General features: G+C 46.6%; 31 protein-coding genes and 4 pseudogenes. 19 read left to right on the top strand and 16 right to left on the bottom strand.

Annotated features, from left to right (window positions below):
* Nucleotides 1-71 precede the first annotated feature (71 nt).
* The 3 genes from CCS41_RS17120 to CCS41_RS06130 form a co-directional block, all read right to left on the bottom strand.
* Nucleotides 72-206, bottom strand: coding sequence for a hypothetical protein (locus tag CCS41_RS17120; RefSeq protein ID WP_275887683.1), 135 nt, complete (start codon nt 204-206; stop codon nt 72-74).
* Nucleotides 207-242: 36 nt separating this feature from the next.
* Complete coding sequence (locus CCS41_RS06135; protein ID WP_119797321.1) at nt 243-566, bottom strand: transcriptional antitermination N peptide; 324 nt, start codon at nt 564-566, stop codon at nt 243-245.
* 551 nt (nt 567-1,117) lie between these two features.
* Nucleotides 1,118-1,804: an XRE family transcriptional regulator gene (locus CCS41_RS06130; RefSeq protein ID WP_162860000.1), complete on the bottom strand. Its 687-nt coding sequence runs from the start codon at nt 1,802-1,804 to the stop codon at nt 1,118-1,120.
* A 113-nt stretch (nt 1,805-1,917) separates the two neighbouring features.
* On the opposite strand from CCS41_RS06130, the gene CCS41_RS06125 reads away from it, so the two are divergent.
* The 7 genes and pseudogenes from CCS41_RS06125 (at nt 1,918) to CCS41_RS06095 (ending at nt 6,063) form a co-directional block, all read left to right on the top strand.
* Entirely contained in the window at nt 1,918-2,145 is a 228-nt protein-coding gene (locus tag CCS41_RS06125; protein ID WP_119797323.1) for a transcriptional regulator, read from the top strand.
* 67 nt (nt 2,146-2,212) lie between these two features.
* Nucleotides 2,213-2,707 (top strand): YmfL family putative regulatory protein, encoded by a 495-nt coding sequence (locus tag CCS41_RS06120; RefSeq protein WP_240313856.1) that lies wholly within the window; start codon nt 2,213-2,215, stop codon nt 2,705-2,707.
* Between the two features lie 2 nt (nt 2,708-2,709).
* On the top strand, nt 2,710-3,414 hold the full coding sequence (locus CCS41_RS06115; protein WP_119797324.1) for a phage antirepressor KilAC domain-containing protein: 705 nt from the start codon (nt 2,710-2,712) through the stop codon (nt 3,412-3,414).
* A 10-nt stretch (nt 3,415-3,424) separates the two neighbouring features.
* Nucleotides 3,425-4,303, top strand: a complete 879-nt coding sequence (locus tag CCS41_RS06110; protein WP_119797011.1) for a helix-turn-helix domain-containing protein — start codon at nt 3,425-3,427, stop codon at nt 4,301-4,303.
* Nucleotides 4,215-5,180, top strand: a complete 966-nt coding sequence (locus CCS41_RS06105; RefSeq protein ID WP_240313782.1) for an ATP-binding protein — start codon at nt 4,215-4,217, stop codon at nt 5,178-5,180. The genes CCS41_RS06110 and CCS41_RS06105 overlap by 89 nt, the downstream gene beginning before the upstream one ends.
* A gap of 36 nt (nt 5,181-5,216) precedes the next feature.
* Nucleotides 5,217-5,579: a RusA family crossover junction endodeoxyribonuclease gene (locus CCS41_RS06100; protein ID WP_119797012.1), complete on the top strand. Its 363-nt coding sequence runs from the start codon at nt 5,217-5,219 to the stop codon at nt 5,577-5,579.
* Nucleotides 5,576-6,063 (top strand): annotated as a pseudogene (locus tag CCS41_RS06095) (antiterminator Q family protein). Before CCS41_RS06100 ends, CCS41_RS06095 begins: the two are co-directional and overlap by 4 nt.
* A gap of 210 nt (nt 6,064-6,273) precedes the next feature.
* Here the strand turns inward: CCS41_RS06095 and CCS41_RS15600 are convergent.
* Nucleotides 6,274-6,546 (bottom strand): hypothetical protein, encoded by a 273-nt coding sequence (locus CCS41_RS15600; RefSeq protein ID WP_162860005.1) that lies wholly within the window; start codon nt 6,544-6,546, stop codon nt 6,274-6,276.
* A gap of 412 nt (nt 6,547-6,958) precedes the next feature.
* Here CCS41_RS15600 and CCS41_RS06090 point away from each other — a divergent pair.
* The 4 genes and pseudogenes from CCS41_RS06090 to CCS41_RS06075 all read left to right on the top strand — a co-directional run bounded on the left by CCS41_RS06090 (nt 6,959) and on the right by CCS41_RS06075 (nt 9,574).
* Nucleotides 6,959-7,782 (top strand): IS5 family transposase gene (locus CCS41_RS06090; RefSeq protein WP_240313862.1). Its coding sequence is split into 2 segments (ribosomal slippage): nt 6,959-7,346 and nt 7,346-7,782, totalling 825 coding nucleotides; the frame shifts between segments, so codons are not numbered across the junction.
* A 22-nt stretch (nt 7,783-7,804) separates the two neighbouring features.
* A pseudogene (locus tag CCS41_RS17115) lies at nt 7,805-7,951 on the top strand (RusA family crossover junction endodeoxyribonuclease); the annotation flags it as partial.
* On the top strand, nt 7,948-8,436 hold the full coding sequence (locus CCS41_RS06080) for an antiterminator Q family protein (RefSeq protein WP_119797359.1): 489 nt from the start codon (nt 7,948-7,950) through the stop codon (nt 8,434-8,436). The pseudogene CCS41_RS17115 and the gene CCS41_RS06080, both read left to right, overlap by 4 nt.
* Nucleotides 8,437-8,551: 115 nt before the next feature.
* Entirely contained in the window at nt 8,552-9,574 is a 1,023-nt protein-coding gene (locus tag CCS41_RS06075) for an IS630 family transposase (protein ID WP_119797033.1), read from the top strand.
* Between the two features lie 330 nt (nt 9,575-9,904).
* Here the strand turns inward: CCS41_RS06075 and CCS41_RS06070 are convergent, their stop codons facing one another.
* Nucleotides 9,905-11,074: a hypothetical protein gene (locus CCS41_RS06070; RefSeq protein WP_119797358.1), complete on the bottom strand. Its 1,170-nt coding sequence runs from the start codon at nt 11,072-11,074 to the stop codon at nt 9,905-9,907.
* Nucleotides 11,075-11,098: 24 nt separating this feature from the next.
* Nucleotides 11,099-11,626, bottom strand: coding sequence for a hypothetical protein (locus tag CCS41_RS06065; protein WP_162860003.1), 528 nt, complete (start codon nt 11,624-11,626; stop codon nt 11,099-11,101).
* Between the two features lie 444 nt (nt 11,627-12,070).
* Here CCS41_RS06065 and CCS41_RS06060 point away from each other — a divergent pair, with 444 nt between their 5' ends.
* Entirely contained in the window at nt 12,071-12,274 is a 204-nt protein-coding gene (locus CCS41_RS06060; RefSeq protein WP_119797356.1) for a class II holin family protein, read from the top strand.
* Nucleotides 12,271-12,597 (top strand): annotated as a pseudogene (locus CCS41_RS06055) (lysozyme); the annotation flags it as partial. The gene CCS41_RS06060 and the pseudogene CCS41_RS06055, both read left to right, overlap by 4 nt.
* A gap of 68 nt (nt 12,598-12,665) precedes the next feature.
* Here CCS41_RS06055 and CCS41_RS06050 read toward each other — a convergent pair.
* The 3 genes from CCS41_RS06050 to CCS41_RS06040 all read right to left on the bottom strand — a co-directional run bounded on the left by CCS41_RS06050 (nt 12,666) and on the right by CCS41_RS06040 (nt 14,019).
* Nucleotides 12,666-13,229 (bottom strand): phage antirepressor KilAC domain-containing protein, encoded by a 564-nt coding sequence (locus CCS41_RS06050; protein ID WP_119797354.1) that lies wholly within the window; start codon nt 13,227-13,229, stop codon nt 12,666-12,668.
* A gap of 51 nt (nt 13,230-13,280) precedes the next feature.
* Complete coding sequence (locus CCS41_RS06045; RefSeq protein ID WP_119797353.1) at nt 13,281-13,724, bottom strand: YmfL family putative regulatory protein; 444 nt, start codon at nt 13,722-13,724, stop codon at nt 13,281-13,283.
* Between the two features lie 67 nt (nt 13,725-13,791).
* Nucleotides 13,792-14,019, bottom strand: a complete 228-nt coding sequence (locus CCS41_RS06040; RefSeq protein WP_162860100.1) for a transcriptional regulator — start codon at nt 14,017-14,019, stop codon at nt 13,792-13,794.
* A 111-nt stretch (nt 14,020-14,130) separates the two neighbouring features.
* Here CCS41_RS06040 and CCS41_RS06035 point away from each other — a divergent pair, with 111 nt between their 5' ends.
* The 6 genes from CCS41_RS06035 (at nt 14,131) to CCS41_RS16525 (ending at nt 18,399) form a co-directional block, all read left to right on the top strand.
* Nucleotides 14,131-14,742: a helix-turn-helix domain-containing protein gene (locus CCS41_RS06035; protein ID WP_119797351.1), complete on the top strand. Its 612-nt coding sequence runs from the start codon at nt 14,131-14,133 to the stop codon at nt 14,740-14,742.
* A 525-nt stretch (nt 14,743-15,267) separates the two neighbouring features.
* Complete coding sequence (locus tag CCS41_RS06030; protein ID WP_119797350.1) at nt 15,268-15,591, top strand: transcriptional antitermination N peptide; 324 nt, start codon at nt 15,268-15,270, stop codon at nt 15,589-15,591.
* A gap of 164 nt (nt 15,592-15,755) precedes the next feature.
* Entirely contained in the window at nt 15,756-16,061 is a 306-nt protein-coding gene (locus CCS41_RS06025; RefSeq protein WP_119797347.1) for a hypothetical protein, read from the top strand.
* A complete protein-coding gene (locus CCS41_RS06020; RefSeq protein ID WP_119797348.1) occupies nt 16,051-16,665 on the top strand; it encodes an ERF family protein in 615 nt (204 codons plus the stop codon). The genes CCS41_RS06025 and CCS41_RS06020 overlap by 11 nt, the downstream gene beginning before the upstream one ends.
* Nucleotides 16,665-17,105 (top strand): hypothetical protein, encoded by a 441-nt coding sequence (locus CCS41_RS06015; protein ID WP_119797349.1) that lies wholly within the window; start codon nt 16,665-16,667, stop codon nt 17,103-17,105. Before CCS41_RS06020 ends, CCS41_RS06015 begins: the two co-directional genes overlap by 1 nt.
* Nucleotides 17,106-17,667: 562 nt before the next feature.
* The gene (locus tag CCS41_RS16525) at nt 17,668-18,399 is read left to right on the top strand and encodes a reverse transcriptase domain-containing protein (protein ID WP_119797174.1); all 732 of its coding nucleotides are present in this window, start codon (nt 17,668-17,670) and stop codon (nt 18,397-18,399) included.
* A gap of 474 nt (nt 18,400-18,873) precedes the next feature.
* On the opposite strand, the pseudogene CCS41_RS16520 reads toward CCS41_RS16525, so the two are convergent.
* The 7 genes and pseudogenes from CCS41_RS16520 to CCS41_RS05970 form a co-directional block, all read right to left on the bottom strand.
* Nucleotides 18,874-20,013 (bottom strand): annotated as a pseudogene (locus tag CCS41_RS16520) (recombinase family protein); the annotation flags it as partial.
* A 306-nt stretch (nt 20,014-20,319) separates the two neighbouring features.
* The gene (locus tag CCS41_RS05995) at nt 20,320-21,039 is read right to left on the bottom strand and encodes a reverse transcriptase domain-containing protein (RefSeq protein ID WP_119797318.1); all 720 of its coding nucleotides are present in this window, start codon (nt 21,037-21,039) and stop codon (nt 20,320-20,322) included.
* A gap of 562 nt (nt 21,040-21,601) precedes the next feature.
* Entirely contained in the window at nt 21,602-22,042 is a 441-nt protein-coding gene (locus CCS41_RS05990) for a hypothetical protein (protein ID WP_119797349.1), read from the bottom strand.
* Nucleotides 22,042-22,656 carry an ERF family protein gene (locus CCS41_RS05985; RefSeq protein ID WP_119797348.1) on the bottom strand — a complete coding sequence of 205 codons (615 nt, stop codon included), beginning with the start codon at nt 22,654-22,656 and terminating at the stop codon, nt 22,042-22,044. The genes CCS41_RS05990 and CCS41_RS05985 overlap by 1 nt, the downstream gene beginning before the upstream one ends.
* Entirely contained in the window at nt 22,646-22,951 is a 306-nt protein-coding gene (locus CCS41_RS05980; protein WP_119797347.1) for a hypothetical protein, read from the bottom strand. The genes CCS41_RS05985 and CCS41_RS05980 overlap by 11 nt, the downstream gene beginning before the upstream one ends.
* 303 nt (nt 22,952-23,254) lie before the next feature.
* A complete protein-coding gene (gene ptsG, locus CCS41_RS05975; protein WP_119797346.1) occupies nt 23,255-24,655 on the bottom strand; it encodes a PTS glucose transporter subunit IIBC in 1,401 nt (466 codons plus the stop codon).
* 55 nt (nt 24,656-24,710) lie between these two features.
* A complete protein-coding gene (locus tag CCS41_RS05970; protein ID WP_119797345.1) occupies nt 24,711-25,034 on the bottom strand; it encodes a transcriptional antitermination N peptide in 324 nt (107 codons plus the stop codon).
* Nucleotides 25,035-25,093: the final 59 nt, after the last annotated feature.

Raw genomic sequence — 25,093 nt, 5'->3', positions numbered from 1 at the left:
CTCGCTGTTAAGGAAAACTCGCTTCACACCGTTGATCATGATGATTAATGCGTTATCTTGGATAGTAAAAATCATGGTTCACCTCGTTGGTTGAGTGTTTTTTTTAGCCAGATAAAAAGGTCAATGAATTGATTGCGTTTGGGTTTTTCCGCAGGCGTGCTGTGAGGCCATAGGGTGATACGGTGTTCGCTTAAAAAATCGTTCATGGTTCACCTTTGTGGGTTAATTCAATAACGCCCCTGCTAAGCAGAAGCGGTGATAACCTTGTTTGTCCAGCGTGTTCCTCGAACCGAAAATAACCAGGCTCTTGGCATTAGCCGGTTGTACAGGCTGTCCTGTGGCTTTTTACGTAAAGGAAAGGCCGTCGCTAGAGCAATCGCCCGATCTACCTCTGAGCGAGGTTGAGCACGCGCTATTTTTGCGTGATGGCCCACTCTCCGACCAAGGCTGTTTTCGATCGCTTCGCGAGAGATAGCCTGTGCTTTACGGCGTTGATGTCTGCGGTATTTGGCATTACCGCCATACGTTGCCTTGCGTTTCGATGGCGGGTAAATAATCGTTGCCATAACTTACCTCCGATTGATTTCTGGATAAGCTGGTGACACAACCTATTCAGAAACCAACGGGTAAACGCCAGGGTGCACTTTGTCAGTGCTACCAAATCCCAAATTGTTAAAGAGCATCCGCTTGAGCGGGGTAAAGCGGGTATTCTATTTCGCGAATCATTCCGATTTTCATACGCCTCGGACGGCTACTTCATGGGCTTTCCTTGCCTGCTTCGCGTTAGTGTTTGCCGTGTTGATATACAGTATTTAATACCCTGGTTATATAAATGTCAATCACCAAAGTGTTAATTTGAGTGATTAAAGTAATATATAGTTGTTTTTAAAGTAGTTTTTTATTTTAAAAATATTGAGCTATAACTGATCATACCGAGTAATCAGGTATAAAAGTGTAGAATGAAGAGTATCTATCGAGGAAAGGTCGGGGTGAATTCATAGATCGTCAGTGGAAAAGAACCGATCGACAATGTGTTAAAGGTTTAGCGACGGAGTGTGTGAATGTTTGATAGACTGCCAATGAAAAACCCTGCACAAATAGGCAGGGTATCCTCTGATTAATCAATTATGCTGGCAGTGTAAAAAACTTTTCCCAAGATTTTAACGTCACTAAGCAACACCGTATCATCTGGATATTCATTTTGATTTAGGCTGCGCATCTTCACCATATTATTGGGTAAAGCATAGAGTATCCTCAACATGCAGAGACCACCGACAGATACGGCATATATTTTGCCGTTCTTGATCTCCGTGATGCTCTCGTCAACAGCAACAATTGCGCCTTCTTGAATGGTAGGACACATACTTGAATCAGGTGCCAGTATAGCGACGGAATTAGTCAGGGTGGTTTTAGTTTTTACAGCGATGTCCATAGGTAATCGAATCATTTTTAGCATATCCTCTCGTCCCTTATCTCTGGGGATCAGCAGCCGCTCCATGCGACCATAAAGAGGAAATTCATACTCATTTTCGCTAACTGGACTCGTTGGGTCATCAATGTGTATCCTTTCAAACCTTATTCCTTCTTGAACCCATTTATCCTTCATAGGCTCCACACCGTCGCCTAACCATTCAGGGCGAACTCTAAGCACACGCGAAATATCCAGCAGCTTTCTCGAGCGCTGGCTCTTTCCTGATGTAATTTTTTGGATGGCGGCTTGTGAAAGACCCGCCTTCACGGCGAGAGAGGCTTGGGTTAACCCTTCCACATTCATCGCATGTTTAACTCGTTGTGCAAACGTCATTTTCATACCATTAAAAATACAACTTCAGTCATTAACCGTCAAACAACTAAAGAGGTTGCTTTTGTATAACCAGGGTATTATATTAGTCATTGAAAACAATAAAGGTGATTCATATGAACATAGTAATTAAAACCGCAATTACCCTTGTAGGGACTCAAACGAGACTCGCTAAAGCCTGTGGTGTGACTCAATCTGCGGTACAGAAGTGGTTGTATGGTAAGTCAAAAGTGGCCCCTAAAAATGTTAAACCTTTGGTAGAGGCCACTCAGGGTGTCATTCAGGCTTACCAAATTCGCCCGGATTTGCCCGACCTTTTTCCACATCCAGACGAAGCGGCCTGATCTCATCGTGACGCCATGCTCTCATAACGCAAACAAAAGTATAACCCAATAAGGAATAGGATAAATTATGGACAAACGCGCATTAATTAACCGGATGTGTGAGCGAGTGACAGGCGGACGCGCCGTTGCTACGGCGTATTTAGGGATGTCTGAATCTAAATTTAACAATCACTTGTATGAGAACAAAGGTGCTCGATTTTTCAGCGTCGATGAATTGGTAGCACTGCAAACACTGAGTGAGTCAACCTGGGTTGCGGAATATTTTGCTGCACGATCGAATGCCATCGTCGTACCTGCACCTTCTGCGGAGGTGGACACCGTGGAACTGCACCACATGAGCCTGAACACAGCAGTCAAACGCAGTGCTGTCGACCAGTTAATTCTTGATGCGATTAGGGAGCACGGGGGATTAATGAACAAGCCCAACAGAAAATTCTGGATGCTCACCGTAAACACATCGCAACACGAGACGGTGAAGTTCGCGCCACGCTGCAGGTTTACAGTAAGTAAAAACACCGCGACTGCGGACCAGGCAGTCGCCCTACACAAACACACGGAGTGATGATGAACCCATTATCAAACGCAGTCAACCCCAGCATGGGGAGTCGAGAGATAGCCGATTTAGTGGAGTCTCGTCACGACAATGTGAAAAGAGCCATTGAGCGCTTGGTTGAAAAGGGGATTATCAGACTTCCTCCAATGGAGGAGGTTAAAAATCAATCAGACCAATACGTTTTTGAATACAGGGTAGGTAAACGTGATAGCTATGTGGTGGTCGCCCAACTCTCCCCTGAATTTACCGCCCGCGTAGTCGATCGTTGGCAGCAACTGGAAGAGAAAGCGGCCTACTCGTTTTTACCGGTCGATTATTTATCAGCCTTGAAAACATTAACGCAAGAGGTTGAGCGACGCCAACGGCTAGAAAACCCGTTAGCACGGGCTGCCCCTAAGATAGATTTCGCCGACCGTGTGAGCGAAGCCAGTGGCATTCTGGTGGGCAATTTTGCCAAGCTGATGGGCCTTCGTCCCAACAAATTGTTTGTTTGGTTACGCAAAAATCACGTGCTAATGGGTATTCCTTCTCGCAGAAATGTGCCTCGACAGGAGTACCTGGAGCGGGACTATTTCACCTTCAGAGAAACGCCCATCGAGACGGAGCACGGGATGAAAATCACCTTCACCCCGCTACTGACCGGCAAGGGCCAAGCGTGGCTAACAAAAAAGCTATGTGAAGCAGGCTTATTGAAAACGATCACAAACGCGGCATAGGGAATAGACAATGAGTATGAAATTAATGACACACGCCATGAGTATCAAAGTGGGGAATCCGCTGAGAAAACTGATTTTACTCAAATTGGCTGATAATGCCAACGACCAAGGCGAATGCTGGCCGTCAGTGCCCTATATCGCTCATCAGTGTGAAATGACAGATCGCTCGGTACAAAAACATCTTCACCAGTTGGCAGTAGACGGCTTGCTGTGGATTGAATATCGTAAAAATGAGCAGGGCGTGAATAAATCGAATGTTTATCATTTGACGTTAAACAATGCCCCAAAAGTGAAGGGTGAAAATAAGTCACCCGGGGAGGATACAGGTTCACCTCCTGGTGAATCAAGAACGCTGGGTGGAGTATCTGGCACACGGGGTAGCGCATCTGGAACACCAGGAAGGGGTGAATCAGGAACACCCAGAATCAGTCATTCTTTTGAACCAGTCATAGAACCTGTCATAGAACCTAACACCCCAACTGCGAGCAAAATTTGTGCAATCAAAGTCGATGAGTGTCCTGCCAAGCGAGAAGACCCCATCCCCCACCCTGACTGTTTTCCTGCTCAGCGTAATTCCCCTCACGTTGACACTCAGACCAGCCTAGCGAGCCGTTACGCCTTCGAAGGGAAGATAATCCGCCTGACCCCGCAAGATTTCGACAGCTGGCAAACGCTATTCCCGCATTTGGACTTGGTCTACGAGCTGACACGATTGGATTTAGAGTTTCGTCACGACACGCCTAAAAGCTGGTTTTGCACCGCCAGTCAGAAACTGAATTACCAGAACAAACGGGCAGTGGATGGCACCACCTTCAAACGGGTTTCTGGCGACCGCTTCGCCAAAAAAGACTACGGCACCACGGTATTTCCGGCGTGGATGGAAGGGTAATGTGATGAATGTCATTGAAAAAATAGAAAATTCGCGTCAGCAGCAAGACCTCACTTTTCTTGAAGACCGGTTGAAAAGTGCCCGTGCCCCGCTGAAGGAAATAGCAGGGGTTCGGGTTGATGTAGCAGAGGTCCTCTGCCCACAACACGGGGCTTTTGAACAACGCTGTCGAACCCTGCAGGGCTTTGCCAACGTGCAACAGAAAACGGACTGTCCGGCGTGTTTACACGAAAAAATCACCGTATTGAAAAAGAATATCGCCTCAGACCAGCAGCGAAATCAGGCCCAATTGATTAAAAATTTGCTGAGCCAGACGGGTATCCCTGCGCGCTTTACCACTGCCAGTTTTGAGTCTTATCAGCCGATTAATGCTGAATCCTTGCGTTGCCAGAAGGTATGCCAGGCCTATGCACAAAAATGGCATGAGCGTTTAGCGCAAGGCGGTGGGTTGGTGATGTGCGGCAAACCCGGGACAGGAAAAAATCATCTGGCGGTTGCGATTGCTAAACACATCATTACGACACACCACGCCTCGGTTGTTCTGACATCCGCGCTACGTATTACTCGAGAGGTCAAGAGCACCTGGGCGAAAGACGCCACCCAAACCGAATCCGAGGTGATTAAGCACTACACCGGTGTCGACATGTTGATTATCGATGAAATCGGTGTGCAGTTTGGCAGTGAGGCGGAAAAGCTGATTTTATTTGAAATCATCAACACCCGCTATGAAAACATGAAACCGACGCTGCTGCTGAGCAATTTGCCGAAAGAAGACTTAACGACTTACCTCGGTGAGCGAGTACTGGACAGAATGAACGAAGGTGGCGGTTGTACCTTGGCGTTTACCTGGGAGAGTTATCGAGCCAGAGCCGTGTAACAAAAATCAACCGGCGCCAGTAGAGACAGATGAAACATGAATGAATATCGAATAGTGCTGCCTTACCCGCCGACAGTGAATACCTATTGGCGACATGCCAGAGGCCGACATTACATCAGCAAACAGGGCAGGCAGTACCGTACCGAGGTTATTGCGTTAATTGCACGTAAGGGGCTTACCCTGTGCCTAAAAAGCAAACTTCGTGTCAAGGTACGAGTTCATGTCCCAGACCGCAGGAAACGCGATTTAGATAATCTGCTAAAGGCACCGTTGGATGCCTTGGTACACGCGGGCATGATTGCCGATGACAGTGTGATTGATGACCTGCACATCATTCGGGGTGAACAGGTGCAAGGCGGCAGGAGGGAGATAATCATAACGGAACAGGAGGCAGCATGAACGTCGCACCACTTAGGCTCAATAATGAGCAGTATCACTGGGTTAACAGCTGGTTGGAACGCTGGGGAGCCTGGGTATACAGCGGTCGATTGGAGAAGCCACAGAGCAGCCTCATCGCCCACTGTATGGCGACAAAAAAGCAGCAAGAAAATCCTACCAGGCCAATGTGTAATGATGATGACGGGTTGTTGATTTCTCGGGTCGTGGATACGGTGATACCGGTGGATAACCAGGCCTTTGGCATCCTGCTCAGTTACTACGTGCAGCGCCTTTCCCGCTATTCGATAGCGGCTTATAGTCAGAAAGTCGCCATCCCTCGTAATATCAGCACACGAGGAGGCAACCGCTTTAAAACCCCTCACTGGCTACCTGTCGTAGAGAAGTCGATCAGATACTAGAGGAAAGTCTGTATCTACTTCATACTTCTATAGAACAGGCGTTTAAATGTCGTAAACGTGTTGGTAAAATTAAAAAAGTGGCGTAATTTTGTTGACTGAAAAGCGCAAATGAGCAATGATTACAGGGTATCTTGCCGTGTCTGTGTTTCGATAACGAGCAACCGCAAAACCCTGATCCCCGCCGTGGAGGTTTTTGTATTATTGATTTGATGAAAAAGATATCTGGGGTTACAACCAGCCCAAAGAAGTAAGAGCAGTCAAAAATAGATAAGAAGGGGTTTTCTCAAGTCATACCGCTACAAAAAAAGCGTTATTTTTCTTAATCGCCGTAACTCCTCTCTGCGTAATTTCTCGTTTATTGACACAGAAGACGACATTTCTGTATCAGAAAGCATTGCTTTCTGTGTAGGCGCTTGTTGTTCGGTACATACTGGCACTGGTGAGATCCCCATGTATTTATGTTTCCACTGAATCTTACAACTAATAAAATTATCAGTAGCAGAAGCCCAAACAGATGTTGGCAATAATAAAATGAGTAATATCTTCAAAAAAATATTTATCTTTTTCACTTGATTACCTCATATTTCAAATCGATGTTATTTGATACGCGCTGACTTTTTGTCACTCATTAAGTCTAGTTAAAATAATGGTTATTTTCCTTTTTAATTTTTCTTGTCAGTTATTACTCTTTATTTCAAAGGCTACACATCGTGTGGCCTTTTTCATTTTTAGCGTCTATTCCCATTACCCATCAGTGTTCATATTTTTTAAGAGGTAAGAATGCGGCACTATTTCTACGACACAACATCCGACCCCTAGCGGGAAACGGTATAGTAGGCGCCATGTAACGTGATCACTTTTGTTAATAAATATTAATTAATATCAATATGTTATTTCTGATTTTCATAATCAACTGATACGGCGCCTGCTATAGCATTCATGTAGGAATGTTGGTAAAAATCTCCTGAACAAGGAGCCCCCATGAAATATGAACAAATAAAGGTATTGGAAGAGGAAAAATTTCGGCGCTTAACCGGAGTTAAACGCAGTACATTTGAAAAGGTGATAAAGATATTGAATGAAGCAGATAAATGTAAGCAAGGGAAAGGAGGTCGTAAACCCAAGCTGGGTTTAGAAGATCGCTTATTAATGGCCCTTGAGTATCTACGGGAATATCGCACTTATTTTCATGTTAGCCGAAGCGATGGGGTGAGTGAGAGCACCTGCTATGAAACGATTAAATGGATAGAAAATACGCTAATAAAGCATCCTGATTTTGCACTCTCTGGACGCAAAGCTTTATTAAAAAGTGATAGGGAGTATGAGCTCGTTCTTATTGATGCCACAGAAACGCCGATTGAACGTCCCCAAAAAAACAAAAGCAGTTTTACTCAGGAAAAAAGAAACGACCCACCTTAAAAACCCAAGTGATCGTCGATAAAAAAAGCAAAGCAGTCATCTGTACAAGCTTTACTCATGGGAGGCGTCATGATTTTAGGTTGTTCAAAGAGTCTGGCGTGCGAATACATCCTGAAATCAAAACAGTGACAGATACAGGTTACCAAGGGCTTGGCAAGATCCATTCAAACTCGGCGTTGCCTAAGAAAAAGACAAAGAAAAATCCCTTAACAAAAGAAGATAAACGCAACAATCGTGAGTTATCAAGCCAGCGTGTATTAAACGAAAATGTCCTTGGTATGATTAAACGATTTAAAATCGTATCAGATCGTTATCGAAACAGGCGAAAACGTTTTGGATTACGATTTAATCTGATTGCAGCAATTTATAACATGGAAATTAGATAAATCAGAGTTTCCGAAGAGGTCTAATCTACTAAAGGCACCGTTGGATGCCTTGGTACACGCGGGCATGATTGCCGATGACAGTGTGATTGATGACCTGCACATCATTCGGGGTGAACAGGTAAAAGGCGGCAGGATGGAAATAATCATAACGGAACAGGAGGCAGCATGAACGTCACACAACTTAGGCTCAATAATGAGCAGTATCACTGGGTTAACAGCTGGTTGGAATGCTGGGGAGCCTGGGTATACAGCGGTCGATTGGAGAAGCCACAGAGCAGCCTCATCGCCCACTGTATGGCGACAAAAAAGCCACAAGAAAGTCCTACCAGGCCAATGTGTAATGATGATGACGGGTTGTTGATTTCTCGGGTGGTGGATACGGTGATACCTGTGGATAACCAGGCTTTTGGCATCCTGCTCAGTTACTACGTACAACGCCTTTCCCGCTATTCGATAGCGGCTTATAGTCAGAAAGTCGCCATGCCTCGCAATATCAGCACACGAGGAGGCAACCGATTTAAAAAGCCTTCACTCGCTACCTGTCGTAGAGAAGTCGACCAGATACTAGAGGAAAGTCTGTATCTACTTCATAATTCTATAGAACAGGCGTTTAAATGTCGCAAACGTGTCGGTAAAATTAAAAAAGTGGCGTAATGCTATTGACTGAAAAGAGCAAATGAGCAATGATTGCAGGATATCCTGCCGTGTCTATACCCGTGATCAATGAAGATGCTTGATTTTGAAGTCGATAAGGATCATGCTCATAGCCATGAAAATAGAGCTGACTGCTGACCAGAAAATTACCCTCGAAGCCCAACATCGTCAAAGCCATGACCGCCGTGTCTGTGACAGGATCCGGTGTGTTTTGTTGTCCGCAGACGGCTGGACTCCCCCTATGATTGCTCACTCACAGCTCATTAATGAAACCACGGTGCGGCGCCACCTTACAGACTATCATAAACTCAACAAGCTCAAGCCTGAAAATGGCGGCTCCGATGGCTATCTCAATGCGGAACAGACCACGTCGCTGGTTGAACATCTCACCCAGCCGCTCTACCACCACAATCACCAAATTGTGGCCTATATCGCGGGACGCTGGAACATCACCTTTACCGTATCAGGTCTGTATAAAGGGTTGAAGCAGCATGGCTTTAGCTATAAAAAGCCGAAAGGTGTTCCGCATAAATTTGCCGTTGAGAAACAGCAGCAATTTATAAAGACCTACAGCGAATTGAAAGACGCCGCGGGTAATGACCCCATACTGTTTATTGATGCCGTTCATCCGACACAAGCCACCAAAATAAGCTACGGCTGGATACGAAAAGGCCAGGATAAAACGATAGAGACTACCGGGAGCAGAACGCGGTTGAATATCATGGGAGCCTTGAACATCCAGAATGTGGCTAACCCCATAATCCGTGATGATGAGACGATTAACAGCGAAAATGTGGTTCACTTCCTGTCTGCCATTCGCGCGCATTATCCCATCACGACAACGGCACATGTGATCCTCGAGGGTGCAGGCTATCACCGTTCACAGCTTGTGCAAGACGCCGCGCTTACGTTGAATATCCAGCTTCATTACCTTCCGCCGTATAGCCCGAATCTAAACCCGATAGAGCGATTGTGGAAGGTGATGAATGAGCAAACACGAAACAATAGATATTACCCATCTAAACAGAGTTTTAAGAACGATATCTTAAACTTCTTTGAAGTGAAGCTACCACAAATGGCAAGTTCTCTGGTATCTCGCTTAAACGATAATTTCCAGGCGCTAAATCCTGCATCTTGATTTCACTTGGGTATATGTATTGATAACTAGCAGCTGTAAAACCTTGACCTTCGCCGTCGCGTCGGAGTTTTGTCAGGGCAATCGAATCTAAATATCTAACCTGAATTTTGGATAAGAAATTATAGATAAAACGCTAATATTCGATTTTTTAAATAAAAACTCTCCACAAAGAGATGGCTGGATTGTTTCATTAAAGATCGAGACTATTATGGATGATATTGAAAAACTTTATTTGCTTGATTTATGAAGTCTGCGAGTTGAAAATCTTGCTTAATTCTCTTGATTTCTAATATAGATGCTCAAGTTATACTTTGAAAAATTTAAAACAGATCACGTTCGAGTGCCGTCGTCAATAGGATTTAGATGCGATTGCATTGCATCAATGTAAAGTTTCCGATCTTTAGCTAATGTAGCTGCCTGCTTTCGCGGGACACCTAAATCAATAGACGCATTAAAGACACCAGAATATTCTTGAGAATAGGCATTACCACAATAAATAATATGCATAATTCTCCACGAAAAATTCTGGAATATAGACTTACTCTGACTTTTATCTGAACTCCATTGTTTCAATCTAGCTTTTAAAACTTTTTGTTGAATGTTTGTATCTAAGGCATTAAATATGTTTAAAATACGCTTACTAAGAAGAGACGGTTTGCGGCCAGTATTTTTATTAATTTGATTTATAAAATCTAAGATTTCTTTCGTCGATGCTATCTGAGTATTTAAAGGTAAATTAATATTATTATATTGTCTAAACTTATTTATCCAATTTTCTATAGTGCGATGAGATACACATAAGTTTTTTTCTGTGACTGATTTATCCCAGTTATAAGAAACTATTGCTACCAGCAAGTGTAAGTTCTCTGAGGCATTAAATAGTTCATGACCGTTTCCTTTCTCTTTATTACAATCTCTTACTTTTTCCAGGGCTGTTTTGATAATCAAAATTAGATTAGAATTAGACACCACGAGTGTTTTTACCCATGATACATCTAGTGTTGATTCTTCCTGTGACAATTGCTCCACTATCTTTTCATCTTCAGCAGTTAATTTATTCGGTTTCTCCAAGATGGTACGGGTACTAGCGGTAGTGGTAGTGCTTGTATTCGCGGTTTGTGAAAACTGCGAAGGTAATTGCTGTAAAAGGCTAAGATTAGCAGTGCTTACAGCCATTCGAACCGTAGGTTGTGGAATAGTAGATGGAAAAACTGGATTTTTCATTACTGGAGCGGCGTGAAGATCACTATCAGCATGGAACGATCTTTGAGAAAAAGAGGAGGAGGAGGGGGAGGCTGGCTGTAGCAACTTTGCCGAAGGACTGCTATCTGTTGCTGTGTCCAACTTACTAAAAAAATCAAACACATCATTTCTCAAATCTGGAAGCTCCGCATCAGGATCAGGAGCTCTAGGTAAATCGAGATTACCACTACCGTAGCTTTCGTGAACTTGCCTGTAAGGATGATGGCGAGAACCTGTAAAAGTGGAAACGTGTGTCAACTTGGTTTTTAAAACAGAAGAAACTTATCCATTACCACTATCATTACTTGCACCTCCCCTCTGAGAAGACTGAGAAAAACATGGCATTCCCTTGGATAGAGTTTCATACGGAAAGAATTGATGGTCGTCATTTGTACCTGAAGAACTGGTTCGTGAATGCTGTTGAGCTAATGTAGATTGATTAATAGACACTGCATCTACATTAGGATGAACGACAACATCAGGATTGTTAGGCGAAGTTTTCATCCATTCTCGATAAGGGGCCTCTTTTCCTTGACAAGGGGTCTCCTTAACATGTACGCCTGATGCTTGTTTTGCGTCAGTTAAATTGAACCCGAAAGCTCCAGGAGCTGTTCTTAGCTGTCGTAGATGTTGAGAATCTAGGAGAGCTTCAGGACTAGTATATGTATCATGATTTATAGGTAACGTTCCAAATGGCATTTTACTTTTCTTCTCTGGTAATGAAATAGGTAATAAATTGCTATGCAATTGAATGAAAAATTTAATTAGATTATTTATATTTAATGGGTGATGGTTAAAAGTACTAAACAATCACCGTCCGAGCGAGTCTAATCGATAAAATTCTACTTTCAAATAACCTATTTACGTTTAGCAATATAATAGTTACGTATCTTTACGTATTAATACAAAGAGACTTTATACAGAATATTTTTGTAATACGCTTTCAAAAAACGCTCATTTAAGGTTGCGAATCGCGTGGTCTTTTTCACATTTAGCACCTTTCTCCAATACCCATCAGTGCTATATCTTTTTAATTCACGAGATATACCCATTTGACATGAAGATACTGGTTTTTGTATTTAGAATAATATTATTACTTTATGATTAAAATCATAATTTTACATTAAATTCGAAATCTAATTTTTCCAGTGTTTCGAATGGTAATGAGTATATAAGTGGCCAGGGAAGCGACACTATTTCTATGACACCACCCCGACCCCTAGCGGGAAACGGTATTCCCACTGAGAGACGAGAATGAGCATGGAAAAACTGACGACAGGCGTTGCCTACGGGGCCTCAGCCGGTAGCATTCTGAATGGTTTGCTAAACAGCTACAGCCCGGAACAATGGAACGCCATTGGCGTGCTGGCGGGCGTCTCGCTGGCGGTGCTGACCTATTTGACCAATCTGTATTTCAAGATTAAAGAAGACCGGCGTAAGAGCGCAACAGGCAAATGAGCAAGCTAAGCAAACCCATGCTGGGACTGATTTTGGCAGGGGCGACAGCGACCGCCATCCTTACACAATTTTTGCATGAAAAAGAAGGCAATCGGCTGACGGCCTATCGAGACGGCGCGAATGTGTGGACGATTTGCCGCGGTGCGACACGAGTTGATGACAAGCCGGTAATGCAAGGCCTGCAACTCAGTGCAGAGAAATGCGAGCAGGTTAACAAATTTGAGGTAGATAAAGCGATCGCCTGGGTAGAACGTCATGTTCAGGTGCCGTTAAGCGACGCTCAGAAAGCCGGTATTGCTTCATTTTGTCCGTATAGCAGGGGCCGTATAAGTTGATTATAAAAATCAGCAATAACATATTGATATTAAATAATATTTATTAACAAAAGAGATCACGTTACATGGCGCCTGCTATATCGAGGCACATTTCTGCGAGAAGGAATACCCATTAGCACGTGATTTTTGCGTAACCAAACAAACAATTTGTTGGGACGAAGGCCCATCAGCTTGGCAAAATTGCCCACCAGAATGCCACTGGCTTCGCTCACACGGTCGGCGAAATCTATCTTAGGGGCAGCCCGTGCTAACGGGTTTTCTAGCCGTTGGCGTCGCTCAACCTCTTGCGTTAATGTTTTCAAGGCTGATAAATAATCGACCGGTAAAAACGAGTAGGCCGCTTTCTCTTCCAGTTGCTGCCAACGATCGACTACGCGGGCGGTAAATTCAGGGGAGAGTTGGGCGACCACCACATAGCTATCACGTTTACCTACCCTGTATTCAAAAACGTATTGGTCTGATTGATTTTTAACCTCCTCCATTGGAGGAAGTCTGATAATCCCCTTTTCAACCAAGCGCTCAATGGCTCTTTTCACATTGTCGTGACGAGACTCCACTAAATCGGCTATCTCTCGACTCCCCATGCTGGGGTTGACTGCGTTTGATAATGGGTTCATCATCACTCCGTGTGTTTGTGTAGGGCGACTGCCTGGTCCGCAGTCGCGGTGTTTTTACTTACTGTAAACCTGCAGCGTGGCGCGAACTTCACCGTCTCGTGTTGCGATGTGTTTACGGTGAGCATCCAGAATTTTCTGTTGGGCTTGTTCATTAATCCCCCCGTGCTCCCTAATCGCATCAAGAATTAACTGGTCGACAGCACTGCGTTTGACTGCTGTGTTCAGGCTCATGTGGTGCAGTTCCACGGTGTCCACCTCCGCAGAAGGTGCAGGTACGACGATGGCATTCGATCGTGCAGCAAAATATTCCGCAACCCAGGTTGACTCACTCAGTGTTTGCAGTGCTACCAGTTCATCGACGCTGAAAAATCGAGCACCTTTGTTCTCATACAAGTGATTGTTAAATTTAGATTCAGACATCCCTAAATACGCCGCAGCAACGGCGCGTCCGCCTGTCACTCGCTCACACATCCGGTTAATTAATGCGCGTTTGTCCATAATTTATCCTGTTCCTTATTGGGTTATACTTTTGTTTGCGTTATGAGAGCATGGCGTCACGATGAGATCAGGCCGCTTCGTCTGGATGTGGAAAAAGGTCGGGCAAATCCGGGCGAATTTGGTAAGCCTTGAATTCACCATCAACAGCTCTTATAAAAGCGTTTACATTTTTGGGTGAAACTTTTTTCTTTAGGTGAAGCCAACACCAAATAGTTGGCTGAGCTACACTTACCTTGTCCGCTAGTTTTTTCTGGCTACCAGCGATACTGATTGCACGTTGCACATATAAATTTATAGACATAAGTAATTCCAATTTTGAACACAAGAGATAATAACTTTGAGATTCGACAATTGCAATACTTTTGGATATTTGACTAAAAATACCCAAAGCTATATGTTGGAGAGTATGAAAGAGACCACACTAGCTGAACGCCTAAAAATGGCTATGGATACGGGTAAATTTACGCAAGCAAAATTGGCGTCCGCCACGGGCATGGCTCAACCTAGTATCTGGAAACTACTTAGCGGAAAAGCGTTAAGTAGTACCAAAATTCTTCAACTATCCAGGGTGCTTAACGTTAGGGCTGAATGGTTAAGCGAAGGAAAGGGGCCAATGAATGACAACAGCAGCAATGATATAGCAGAAATAAAGCGGTCATATGATGATGTTTTTTCAGTCGATGTTTATGGAAAAAATGGCCTGACAGGAGAAAGAGTTTTAGTTCCCGACTCAGTTAAATCAAAAACTTGTAGGGCATACAGGCTTAATGTTAACAGTGGTTGTGCCGAAGCTCCATCAGGGACATTGATCGTTGTAGATATAAAAGAAATACCAGGAACAAATGATTTAGTATACGCCCACGTCAACGAATTAGCATCGGTTTACCGTTTCATGCAAGGTGGTTCATTTGGATTTTTGGCGGTAGATGATCCAAGGATACCTTTGCTTGAATTAACATCAAAATCGTCGCTGATAGGTGTTATTGTGTACCTTTCTCGGAGCCTTCGCCGTAAATAACACGCCAAAGATGGATGGGTTGTCTCATATTTTCCAGCCCCTACCCTTACCATTTCTATCATAAAAAAATCCTTTTTCTGAAAAAACAAAATCGGCATTATACAGTATTGGACCAAAATGGTCTGTAAAAAAACACAGTTCATCATACCCGAATACGTAATTTATTCTTTATTAAATAAATTACCCTTCCCTTGATTGCCATATATATAAAAAATAAATCACTTTAATTATCAAGAAACTATCATGATTATAGCCAAAAGTTCACTTATGGATATTGAAATAATATATATCTTTGGTTATATTAACTTCATCACTAACGCGAAGCAGGCAAGGAAAGCCCATGAAGTAGGCGCATGAAAATCGGAATGATTCGCGAAATAGAATGCCCGATATACCCCGCTCAAGCGGATGCTCTTTAACAATTTGGAGTTTGGTAGCACTGACAAAGTGCACCCTTGCGTTCACCCGTTGGTTTCTGAATAGGTTGTGTCACCAGCTTATCCAGAAATCAATCGGAGGTAAGTTATGGCAACGATTATTTACAAGCCATCGAAACGCAAGGCAACGTATGGCGGTAATGCCAAATACCGCAGACATCAACGCCGTAAAGCGCAGGCTATTTCACGTGAGGCGATCGAAAATAGCCTTGATCGGAGAGGGGGCCATCACGCAAAAATAGTGCGTGCTCACCCTCGCTCAGAGGTAGATCGGGCGATTGCTCTAGCGACGGCCTTTCCTTTACGTAAAAAGCCACAGGACAGCCTGTACAACCGGCTGATGCCAAGAGTCTGGTTATTTTCGGTTCGAGGAACCCGCAGGACAAACAAAGTTATCACCGCTTCTGCTTAGCAGGGGCGTTATTGAATTAACCCACAGAGGCGAACCATGATTTTTACTATCCAAGATAACGCATTAATCATCATGATCAACGGTGTGAAGCGAGTTTTCCTTAACAGCGAGCGGGGCTATGCCCGCATGTCTCAAGCGTATTGTAAAAGCAGAGGGCGACTGGCATGACACCCGAGACGCTTATTGAAGCACGAAAAATAATGAACACGTTCAGTGATCAAGATTGGCACAACATTAATGAACAGGCGGAAGAGTGGGACAAATACTTCACCTTTGACCACATCGCCCAGCTCTTTAAAAAATTGCCCCATTTTGATAGTGAGGCCTTGGCACTCGCCTTGGATGAAACCGAACCCGATGACCTCGATGAGGCATTTTTCAGCATTTTTATCTCAAAAGCGAAGTGGATGTTAGCCAAAGAACGGCTCTACAGTGGCGATGACTATGACGAGGTCTATTATGGAGAATAAAGCCTTTTATCTTAAGCTGGCCACTATCCAACGCGAACTTAATGCACCGAAAAATCAATACAATACCTTTGGTAAATACCACTACCGCAGCTGTGAAGACATTTTGGAAGGCGTTAAGCCGCTGCTGGGTGATTTATTTCTCTCGATAAGTGATGAAATCGTACAAATAGGCGATCGCTATTACGTCAAGGCAACAGCGACCCTGACGGATGGTGAAAATTCGTTTCAGGCCTCCGCCATCGCACGGGAAGAATTGAACAAAAAAGGCATGGATGCGGCACAGCTGACCGGGGCAACCAGTTCCTACGCGCGTAAGTACTGCCTGAACGGCCTGTTTGCGATTGATGATGCCAAAGATGCCGACACCGAGGCCTATAAACAGCAAGAAAACAAGGGAACCCCACACACGAAGTCCACCGTTGCACGGACACCCGAACAATACCTCACCGATTTCACCCACTGGGCGCGTCAATGCAAGGATAAAGTGGCCTTACAGGGGGCTTATAACCGACTGAGCCAGCTGCTTATCCAGCAGCCTGATTTAGCACAAAAAGCCAACGACATTTATCTCACCCACTCAGCAACCTTAGAGAAGGCAGCCTAATGGCACACACCATCACCCTCAAACTCCAACAGGCCGCCAGAGAATTTACGGCCACTGACGCCATCGGCTTCGCCCTACGGGGTGGCGTTAAATACTACGATCGCAAATTAAAAGCCCATGCTTTCACTAACTACCAGGCGGTACTGTTTGCCAAAGCCGGCAATCAAGCAGATTTTTACCGCGAAACACTCAACCCAGGTGCTATCGTTGAGCTCTTCGGTGAAAGCATCAAGATCGACAGCTACGAAGGGAAAAACGGACAAGCGATCGTCTTGGAGCTAAACAATGCACGTTTGGGCTTTGTCGACGCGGGACAGCAGACACAGAGACAACAACCCACCCAAGCGCTACCCCAATACCCTACCAAGGCACCCTGTCAACAAAGCAATGTGATGCCGTTCACAAATTTTAATGACGACGGGGATGACATCCCGTTTTGAGCGGTTCGCTAAGCTGCTCAGTTTCTTGCAGGTGCGAGTCCTGCTGCAATAATTGGTTAGTTTGATTGCGTAGCTATGGCGTACATGTGGAAGGCGACTGAAACATGGAAGCAACGCCGGATAAACGTTGCCCCTGACCCAGTCCGTGGGCGCGCGCAAGCACACAGCCCGTAACGAAAGTGAACCTGAACAAGCCTCGTAAATGTCAGCCACACGGCAATGCTGGGAGAGTGTGGTGTAGGGTGGTTCCGCCGAGCCTTTGGAATGGGGGCGAAGGTCATCGAGTTCTAGTGGATTAACTAACCACTTGAAGCTAGAACGGGAACTCGGGGTATTGAGGATGGGATGTGCGCATAGAACTGAGCGGAACGAACGAGACCTCTACCCGTCGTGGTTTAACCCACCGCGTAATTGAAGATATAAGGTAACCGCCGAAGTTCGAATAGACGCGGGATAGAGGAGTCGGAGGAGGCCATAGTACTGTTGATGATGAGGACAACATAACCTCGTCGGAGAGAAGGGCCTCTGCTTCTGTCATGCTATTTTTTGTAGGAGGCATTACGTGATTGCGAAAGCTGAAAACACGTCGCTAGAAAGAGTGCGAGTACTGCAACGAAAGTTATACCTAGCAGCCAAGACGAATCCAACACGGAAATTCGGCATGCTGTATGACAAGGTGTGTCAGATCGATGTGTTATGGATGGCCTACAAGCAAGTCCGAGCCAACAAAGGTGCCCCAGGCATCGACCAGCAGACTTTTGAAGTCATTGAAAAGGAAGTTGGAGTTGGGTCATTCTTGGCTGAAATCCAAACAAAACTCATGGAAAAGAGGTACACGCCTCTGCCGGTCAAACGGGTGTACATCCCCAAGGCTGACGGAACGCAAAGACCTCTAGGCATTCCCGTTATCGCAGATCGTGTTGTTCAGGCAGCGGTGAAAATTGTTATCGAACCTCTTTTTGAGGCTACCTTCAAGGATTGCTCGTATGGCTTCCGGCCTCGGAAGAATGCACAACAAGCATTGCGGGAAATCTACAAGTGGCTGAATTTCAAGTGCCACTGGGTGGTAGATGCGGATTTGAAGTCGTACTTTGACACAATTCCGCACGATAAATTACTGCTGTCCGTTCGAACCAGAGTCATTGATCGCTCGGTTGTAAAGCTGATCGAGATGTGGCTTAAAGCTGGAGCGATGGAAGAGATGAAAATCCGGAAGGAGACGACCGGTACGCCGCAAGGGGGAGTGATTACTCCGCAAACAATCTGGCAAACTTCTGCCATATGTTTTGTCTGATCCTGCTTCCAGGCTGGTATCATTCCCGGGATTCACCCGAAAAACCACCACAATTTCATCACGATAAATTTCTATCCGTTTCACCAGCGCACGCAGAATTTCTCGCTTCATCAGAAAATCGTCCGTACTCAGGCGTTCCGTGACCGCAGCAGCAAAATCCTCCACCCGGTTAACCAGTAGCAGCAACTCATGCTGGTTCTCTGTGGCCTGTTTCACCTTCACTCTCTGGCGCGCAAGTTCCGCCAGCCTGAGCGTCATCACTCTGATCCGTGGTTCAAAGTCTGTTTTGCCAATCAGCCCTTCGGCAAAACTATCAATCAATCGGGACCGCCCCACGTTTAGCTGATTTTCTTGCTTTTTCAGACGCTCAGCATCTGCGGTCTGTCCACTGTGCTCTGACGCCTGCGTTAGACGCTGCTCATATTCTTTTTTCAGCCGTTCCGGCTCAGACAGCAGCGCAATGACCTGTGCCCAGACCGTTTCATCCAGCATGGATGTCCTGACCTGTTTATTGTCACACACCCGAATGCCCCCAAAGCGGTAAGCATCCGTCCCAGTACAGTGGTAATAAGAATACTGCGCCCCCCCTTTTGCCGCAGATTTACTGACTTTTTTGCCATAATACGCATAGCGACAGTGGCCGCACACAGTCAGCCCCTGTAAGAGATAAGCGGCTCCCCGGCGCCCCTGTCGTGCATGTCGGCGGTTTTCTTCCAGCTGTTCGTTGACCGTCAAGAAAAGAGCGCTGTTGATGATGGCAGGCACAGGGATCCCGATGCCGTCATCCGGCTTACTTCGTATTACTGAATAACCGTTCTTGAGGATATCTGCACTGTTGCGCGCTGCTCTCACCCGGGGACGGGGGGCGCAGTTTTTCGTTTTTCCGAACACAGCAAGTCCTTTGTAAGCGGGGTTCTTTAACATGCCCCATACCGTACTGCGGTCCCAGCCGGGTTTGCCGGTGGCGCTTTCTATGCCTTTCTCAGCCAGACGTCTGACCACACCGCCTAGACTCAGGCGCTCTATGCCAGCCCAACTAAATATCTTCCTGACCACGGAGGCTTCATGAAGGTTGACAATATACTGTGCGGGTGTCCCGTCCGGCTGCCTGCGGATATACCGATAACCGTAAGGTGCACCGGAAAGGACACCGACATTACCACAGCGTGCACCGTGAAGCTTACCACGCCGGTTGCGCTCCATAATCTTTGCCCGCTCATATTCAGCAAACATCCCCTGCATCTGCAGAAGCATCATGTCTTCCGGCGTGTCGCCGGGGGTGTGACAGATAAAGATAACCTCCACGCCGCAGGCGCTGAACTCTTCCATCAGCAGAGCCTGATAGGCGTATTTACGGGCTAGCCTGTCGGGCGACAGGATGTACAGGCATTCAATATCGCCTGCCGCCGCGTAGTCCCTCAGGCGCTCTAGTTGCGGGCGGATAAGTGTAGCACCGCTGACACCATCATCGATAAAGAGCATGGCGTCAGGCAACACGTGGCCGTCCTCACGGATGCGGTCCTTGATTGCTGCAAGCTGACTGCCGATGGTGCCATTTTTTACCTGTTGCCCGGAAGAAACGCGGGCGTAGAGTGCGACCAGTGCCTTGTTCATAACATTTTGCTCCGTCTAGCGGTTGAGCGGGCAGGAGCCCGGTGAGGTTTGGCCTGGGCCTGGTCGTGAGGGGTAAGCACGTGGTGGTTAACGGGAGTCAGCTGTTCATAAACATCCGTCAGCTGGTCGTCAGAAAACCGGCTGGGCTCGAAAGTGATACGTACGTGTTGTGAAAATGGCTTCGGTTTCATTGCTGAGGGTCACTCCGTGTGCCGTTATCAGTCTCAATAACGAGGGAAAACTCAGTGATGCTCCCATCCGGATGACCAGACTTGAGGCAGCGCCGGTGAAAACGCAGGCCCCAGCTTACGCGAAAGTTTGCACTATTGTTTGCGGAGTAATCACTCCCCCTTGCGGCGTACCGGTCGTCTCCTTCCGGATTTTCATCTCTTCCATCGCTCCAGCTTTAAGCCACATCTCGATCAGCTTTACAACCGAGCGATCAATGACTCTGGTTCGAACGGACAGCAGTAATTTATCGTGCGGAATTGTGTCAAAGTACGACTTCAAATCCGCATCTACCACCCAGTGGCACTTGAAATTCAGCCACTTGTAGATTTCCCGCAATGCTTGTTGTGCATTCTTCCGAGGCCGGAAGCCATACGAGCAATCCTTGAAGGTAGCCTCAAAAAGAGGTTCGATAACAATTTTCACCGCTGCCTGAACAACACGATCTGCGATAACGGGAATGCCTAGAGGTCTTTGCGTTCCGTCAGCCTTGGGGATGTACACCCGTTTGACCGGCAGAGGCGTGTACCTCTTTTCCATGAGTTTTGTTTGGATTTCAGCCAAGAATGACCCAACTCCAACTTCCTTTTCAATGACTTCAAAAGTCTGCTGGTCGATGCCTGGGGCACCTTTGTTGGCTCGGACTTGCTTGTAGGCCATCCATAACACATCGATCTGACACACCTTGTCATACAGCATGCCGAATTTCCGTGTTGGATTCGTCTTGGCTGCTAGGTATAACTTTCGTTGCAGTACTCGCACTCTTTCTAGCGACGTGTTTTCAGCTTTCGCAATCACGTAATGCCTCCTACAAAAAATAGCATGACAGAAGCAGAGGCCCTTCTCTCCGACGAGGTTATGTTGTCCTCATCATCAACAGTACTATGGCCTCCTCCGACTCCTCTATCCCGCGTCTATTCGAACTTCGGCGGTTACCTTATATCTTCAATTACGCGGTGGGTTAAACCACGACGGGTAGAGGTCTCGTTCGTTCCGCTCAGTTCTATGCGCACATCCCATCCTCAATACCCCGAGTTCCCGTTCTAGCTTCAAGTGGTTAGTTAATCCACTAGAACTCGATGACCTTCGCCCCCATTCCAAAGGCTCGGCGGAACCACCCTACACCACACTCTCCCAGCATTGCCGTGTGGCTGACATTTACGAGGCTTGTTCAGGTTCACTTTCGTTACGGGCTGTGTGCTTGCGCGCGCCCACGGACTGGGTCAGGGGCAACGTTTATCCGGCGTTGCTTCCATGTTTCAGTCGCCTTCCACATGTACGCCATAGCTACGCAATCAAACTAACCAATTATTGCAGCAGGACTCGCACCTGCAAGAAACTGAGCAGCTTAGCGAACCGCTCAAAACGGGATGTCATCCCCGTCGTCATTAAAATTTGTGAACGGCATCACATTGCTTTGTTGACAGGGTGCCTTGGTAGGGTATTGGGGTAGCGCTTGGGTGGGTTGTTGTCTCTGTGTCTGCTGTCCCGCGTCGACAAAGCCCAAACGTGCATTGTTTAGCTCCAAGACGATCGCTTGTCCGTTTTTCCCTTCGTAGCTGTCGATCTTGATGCTTTCACCGAAGAGCTCAACGATAGCACCTGGGTTGAGTGTTTCGCGGTAAAAATCTGCTTGATTGCCGGCTTTGGCAAACAGTACCGCCTGGTAGTTAGTGAAAGCATGGGCTTTTAATTTGCGATCGTAGTATTTAACGCCACCCCGTAGGGCGAAGCCGATGGCGTCAGTGGCCGTAAATTCTCTGGCGGCCTGTTGGAGTTTGAGGGTGATGGTGTGTGCCATTAGGCTGCCTTCTCTAAGGTTGCTGAGTGGGTGAGATAAATGTCGTTGGCTTTTTGTGCTAAATCAGGCTGCTGGATAAGCAGCTGGCTCAGTCGGTTATAAGCCCCCTGTAAGGCCACTTTATCCTTGCATTGACGCGCCCAGTGGGTGAAATCGGTGAGGTATTGTTCGGGTGTCCGTGCAACGGTGGACTTCGTGTGTGGGGTTCCCTTGTTTTCTTGCTGTTTATAGGCCTCGGTGTCGGCATCTTTGGCATCATCAATCGCAAACAGGCCGTTCAGGCAGTACTTACGCGCGTAGGAACTGGTTGCCCCGGTCAGCTGTGCCGCATCCATGCCTTTTTTGTTCAATTCTTCCCGTGCGATGGCGGAGGCCTGAAACGAATTTTCACCATCCGTCAGGGTCGCTGTTGCCTTGACGTAATAGCGATCGCCTATTTGTACGATTTCATCACTTATCGAGAGAAATAAATCACCCAGCAGCGGCTTAACGCCTTCCAAAATGTCTTCACAGCTGCGGTAGTGGTATTTACCAAAGGTATTGTATTGATTTTTCGGTGCATTAAGTTCGCGTTGGATAGTGGCCAGCTTAAGATAAAAGGCTTTATTCTCCATAATAGACCTCGTCATAGTCATCGCCACTGTAGAGCCGTTCTTTGGCTAACATCCACTTCGCTTTTGAGATAAAAATGCTGAAAAATGCCTCATCGAGGTCATCGGGTTCGGTTTCATCCAAGGCGAGTGCCAAGGCCTCACTATCAAAATGGGGCAATTTTTTAAAGAGCTGGGCGATGTGGTCAAAGGTGAAGTATTTGTCCCACTCTTCCGCCTGTTCATTAATGTTGTGCCAATCTTGATCACTGAACGTGTTCATTATTTTTCGTGCTTCAATAAGCGTCTCGGGTGTCATGCCAGTCGCCCTCTGCTTTTACAATACGCTTGAGACATGCGGGCATAGCCCCGCTCGCTGTTAAGGAAAACTCGCTTCACACCGTTGATCATGATGATTAATGCGTTATCTTGGATAGTAAAAATCATGGTTCACCTCGTTGGTTGAATGAATTGATTGCGTTTGGGTTTTTCCGCAGGCGTGCTGTGAGGCCATGCAGTGATAATCCATGGGTGCATACGGTGCTCCTGAAGGTTTTTTTCCACGACAACGCTACCGACAAAAAAGGTCAGTGGCCTGGAGGAAAAGGGGAAAAAAAGAAAATTAATGCGGTGTTTGCGGGGTGTTGAGCTGTAATGCCATCGCGGTTTTAAGCTGCTCAGATTGGGCACCGAAAATGGCTTGCACGCCGGAACCGAGCACAATCACCGCCTGTGCACCTAAGGTCTTGAGTGCGTGTTGATTCACCTGTTTGCTGTTTTTCACGCTGACCCGCAATCGCGTGATGCAAGCGTTGAGAGCGGTAATGTTGTCTTTGCCGCCAAAGGCCTGGATAAGCAACGGGGTGATAGGGGTATCCTGCTGCACGTAGGGTAATAAACCGGCTTCACGCCCCGGGGTTTTGAGGTCAAAACGTACAATCAGCAGGCGAAATAACCCGTAATACAGCGTGGCATACGCGAGGCCAACGACCGGAAACAGCCACACACGGTTGGCCTGCGGACTGAGCACAATAAAATCAATCAGCCCGTGTGAAAAACTGGTACCGTGACGCATTTCTAGCGCAATTGCCAGAGAAAAGGCCAAGCCTGACAGCAGGATATGCATGACATACAACAGCGGGGCAACGAACATAAAGGCAAATTCAATCGGTTCGGTAATGCCGGTTAAAAAGGAGGTTAATGCGGCAGACCCCATGAGTGCGCCGATTTTCGCTCTGTTCTCCGGTTTGGCGGTGTGCCAGATAGCCAATGCAGCGGCGGGCAACCCGTACATCTTAAACAAAAAGCCGCCCGCCAGTTGCCCTGCGGTAGGGTCGCCGGCGATATAACGGGGGATATCTCCGTGAAAAACCTGCCCTGTGGCATTGGTATACTCCCCGATTTGCATATGAAAAGGCACATTCCAGATATGGTGCAAGCCCAAGGGGATCAGCGTCCGTTGCACCATGCCGTGCACACCAAAAGCCAGCTCAGGATTTTGTACTATCGCCCAATGTGAAAAGGCCTCAATGCTCTGTCCGATAGGTGACCACATCAATGCCAATAGCAAGGCAACCGGGATAGCCATGATACCTGCAATAATCGGCACCGTACGTTTACCGGCAAAAAAGCCCAGATACGCGGGGACACGGAGGTTATGGAAGCGATTAAACAGCACAGCGACGACCCCGCCCATCACCATGCCACCGAATACACCGGTATCAACAGAGGGTGCCACAATCGCCAACATTTTTACCATGATGGCGTACGCGACAATCACCGCCAGGGCGCACACGCCGTCATTTTGAGTCAAGCCGAGCGCGACACCCAGAGCAAACAGCAGCGGCAGATGAGCAAATACGGTCCCACCGGCCTCGGCCATTAGATGTGAAACGGTGACAGGGAGCCAAGCAAACCCCGCAGACCCTAAACCGAGCAATAAACCGGCGACCGGCAGAACAGAAACGGGCAGCATCAAAGACTGCCCCACCTTTTGTAGATGAGCAAAGCTTTGTTTTAACATGATAGTCACTCCAATAGGTAGGACAGCCTGGGGCTGTGTTGTAATAAAACCTCTGCTAAGCAGAAACGGTAATAGCCTTTTTTGTTCGGCTTGTTCCTCGCACAGAAAATAACCAGGCTCTTGGCATCAGCCGATTGTACATACTGTCCTGCGGCTTTTGACGTAAAGGGAAGGCCGTCGCTAGAGCAATTGCCCGATCTACATCCGAGCGAGGTTGAGCACGCACTATTTTTGCGTGATCGCCCCCTCTCCGATCAAGGCTGTTTTCGATCGCCTCACGAGAGAGGGCTTCCGCTTTACGGCGTTGATGTCTGCGGTATTTGGCATTACCGCCATACATTGCCTTGCGTCTCGACGGTTTACGAATGATCGTTACCATAACTTGTCTCCAGTTGATTTCTGGATAGGCTGCCAGGGCAATCTATTCAGAAATCAGCG

The organism is Candidatus Fukatsuia symbiotica (assembly GCF_003122425.1).
In the GTDB taxonomy this organism is placed as follows: Bacteria; Pseudomonadota; Gammaproteobacteria; order Enterobacterales; family Enterobacteriaceae; genus Fukatsuia; species Fukatsuia symbiotica.
Note: the sequence above shows the minus strand (reverse complement) of the source record. Positions and strands in the feature narration are given on the sequence as shown.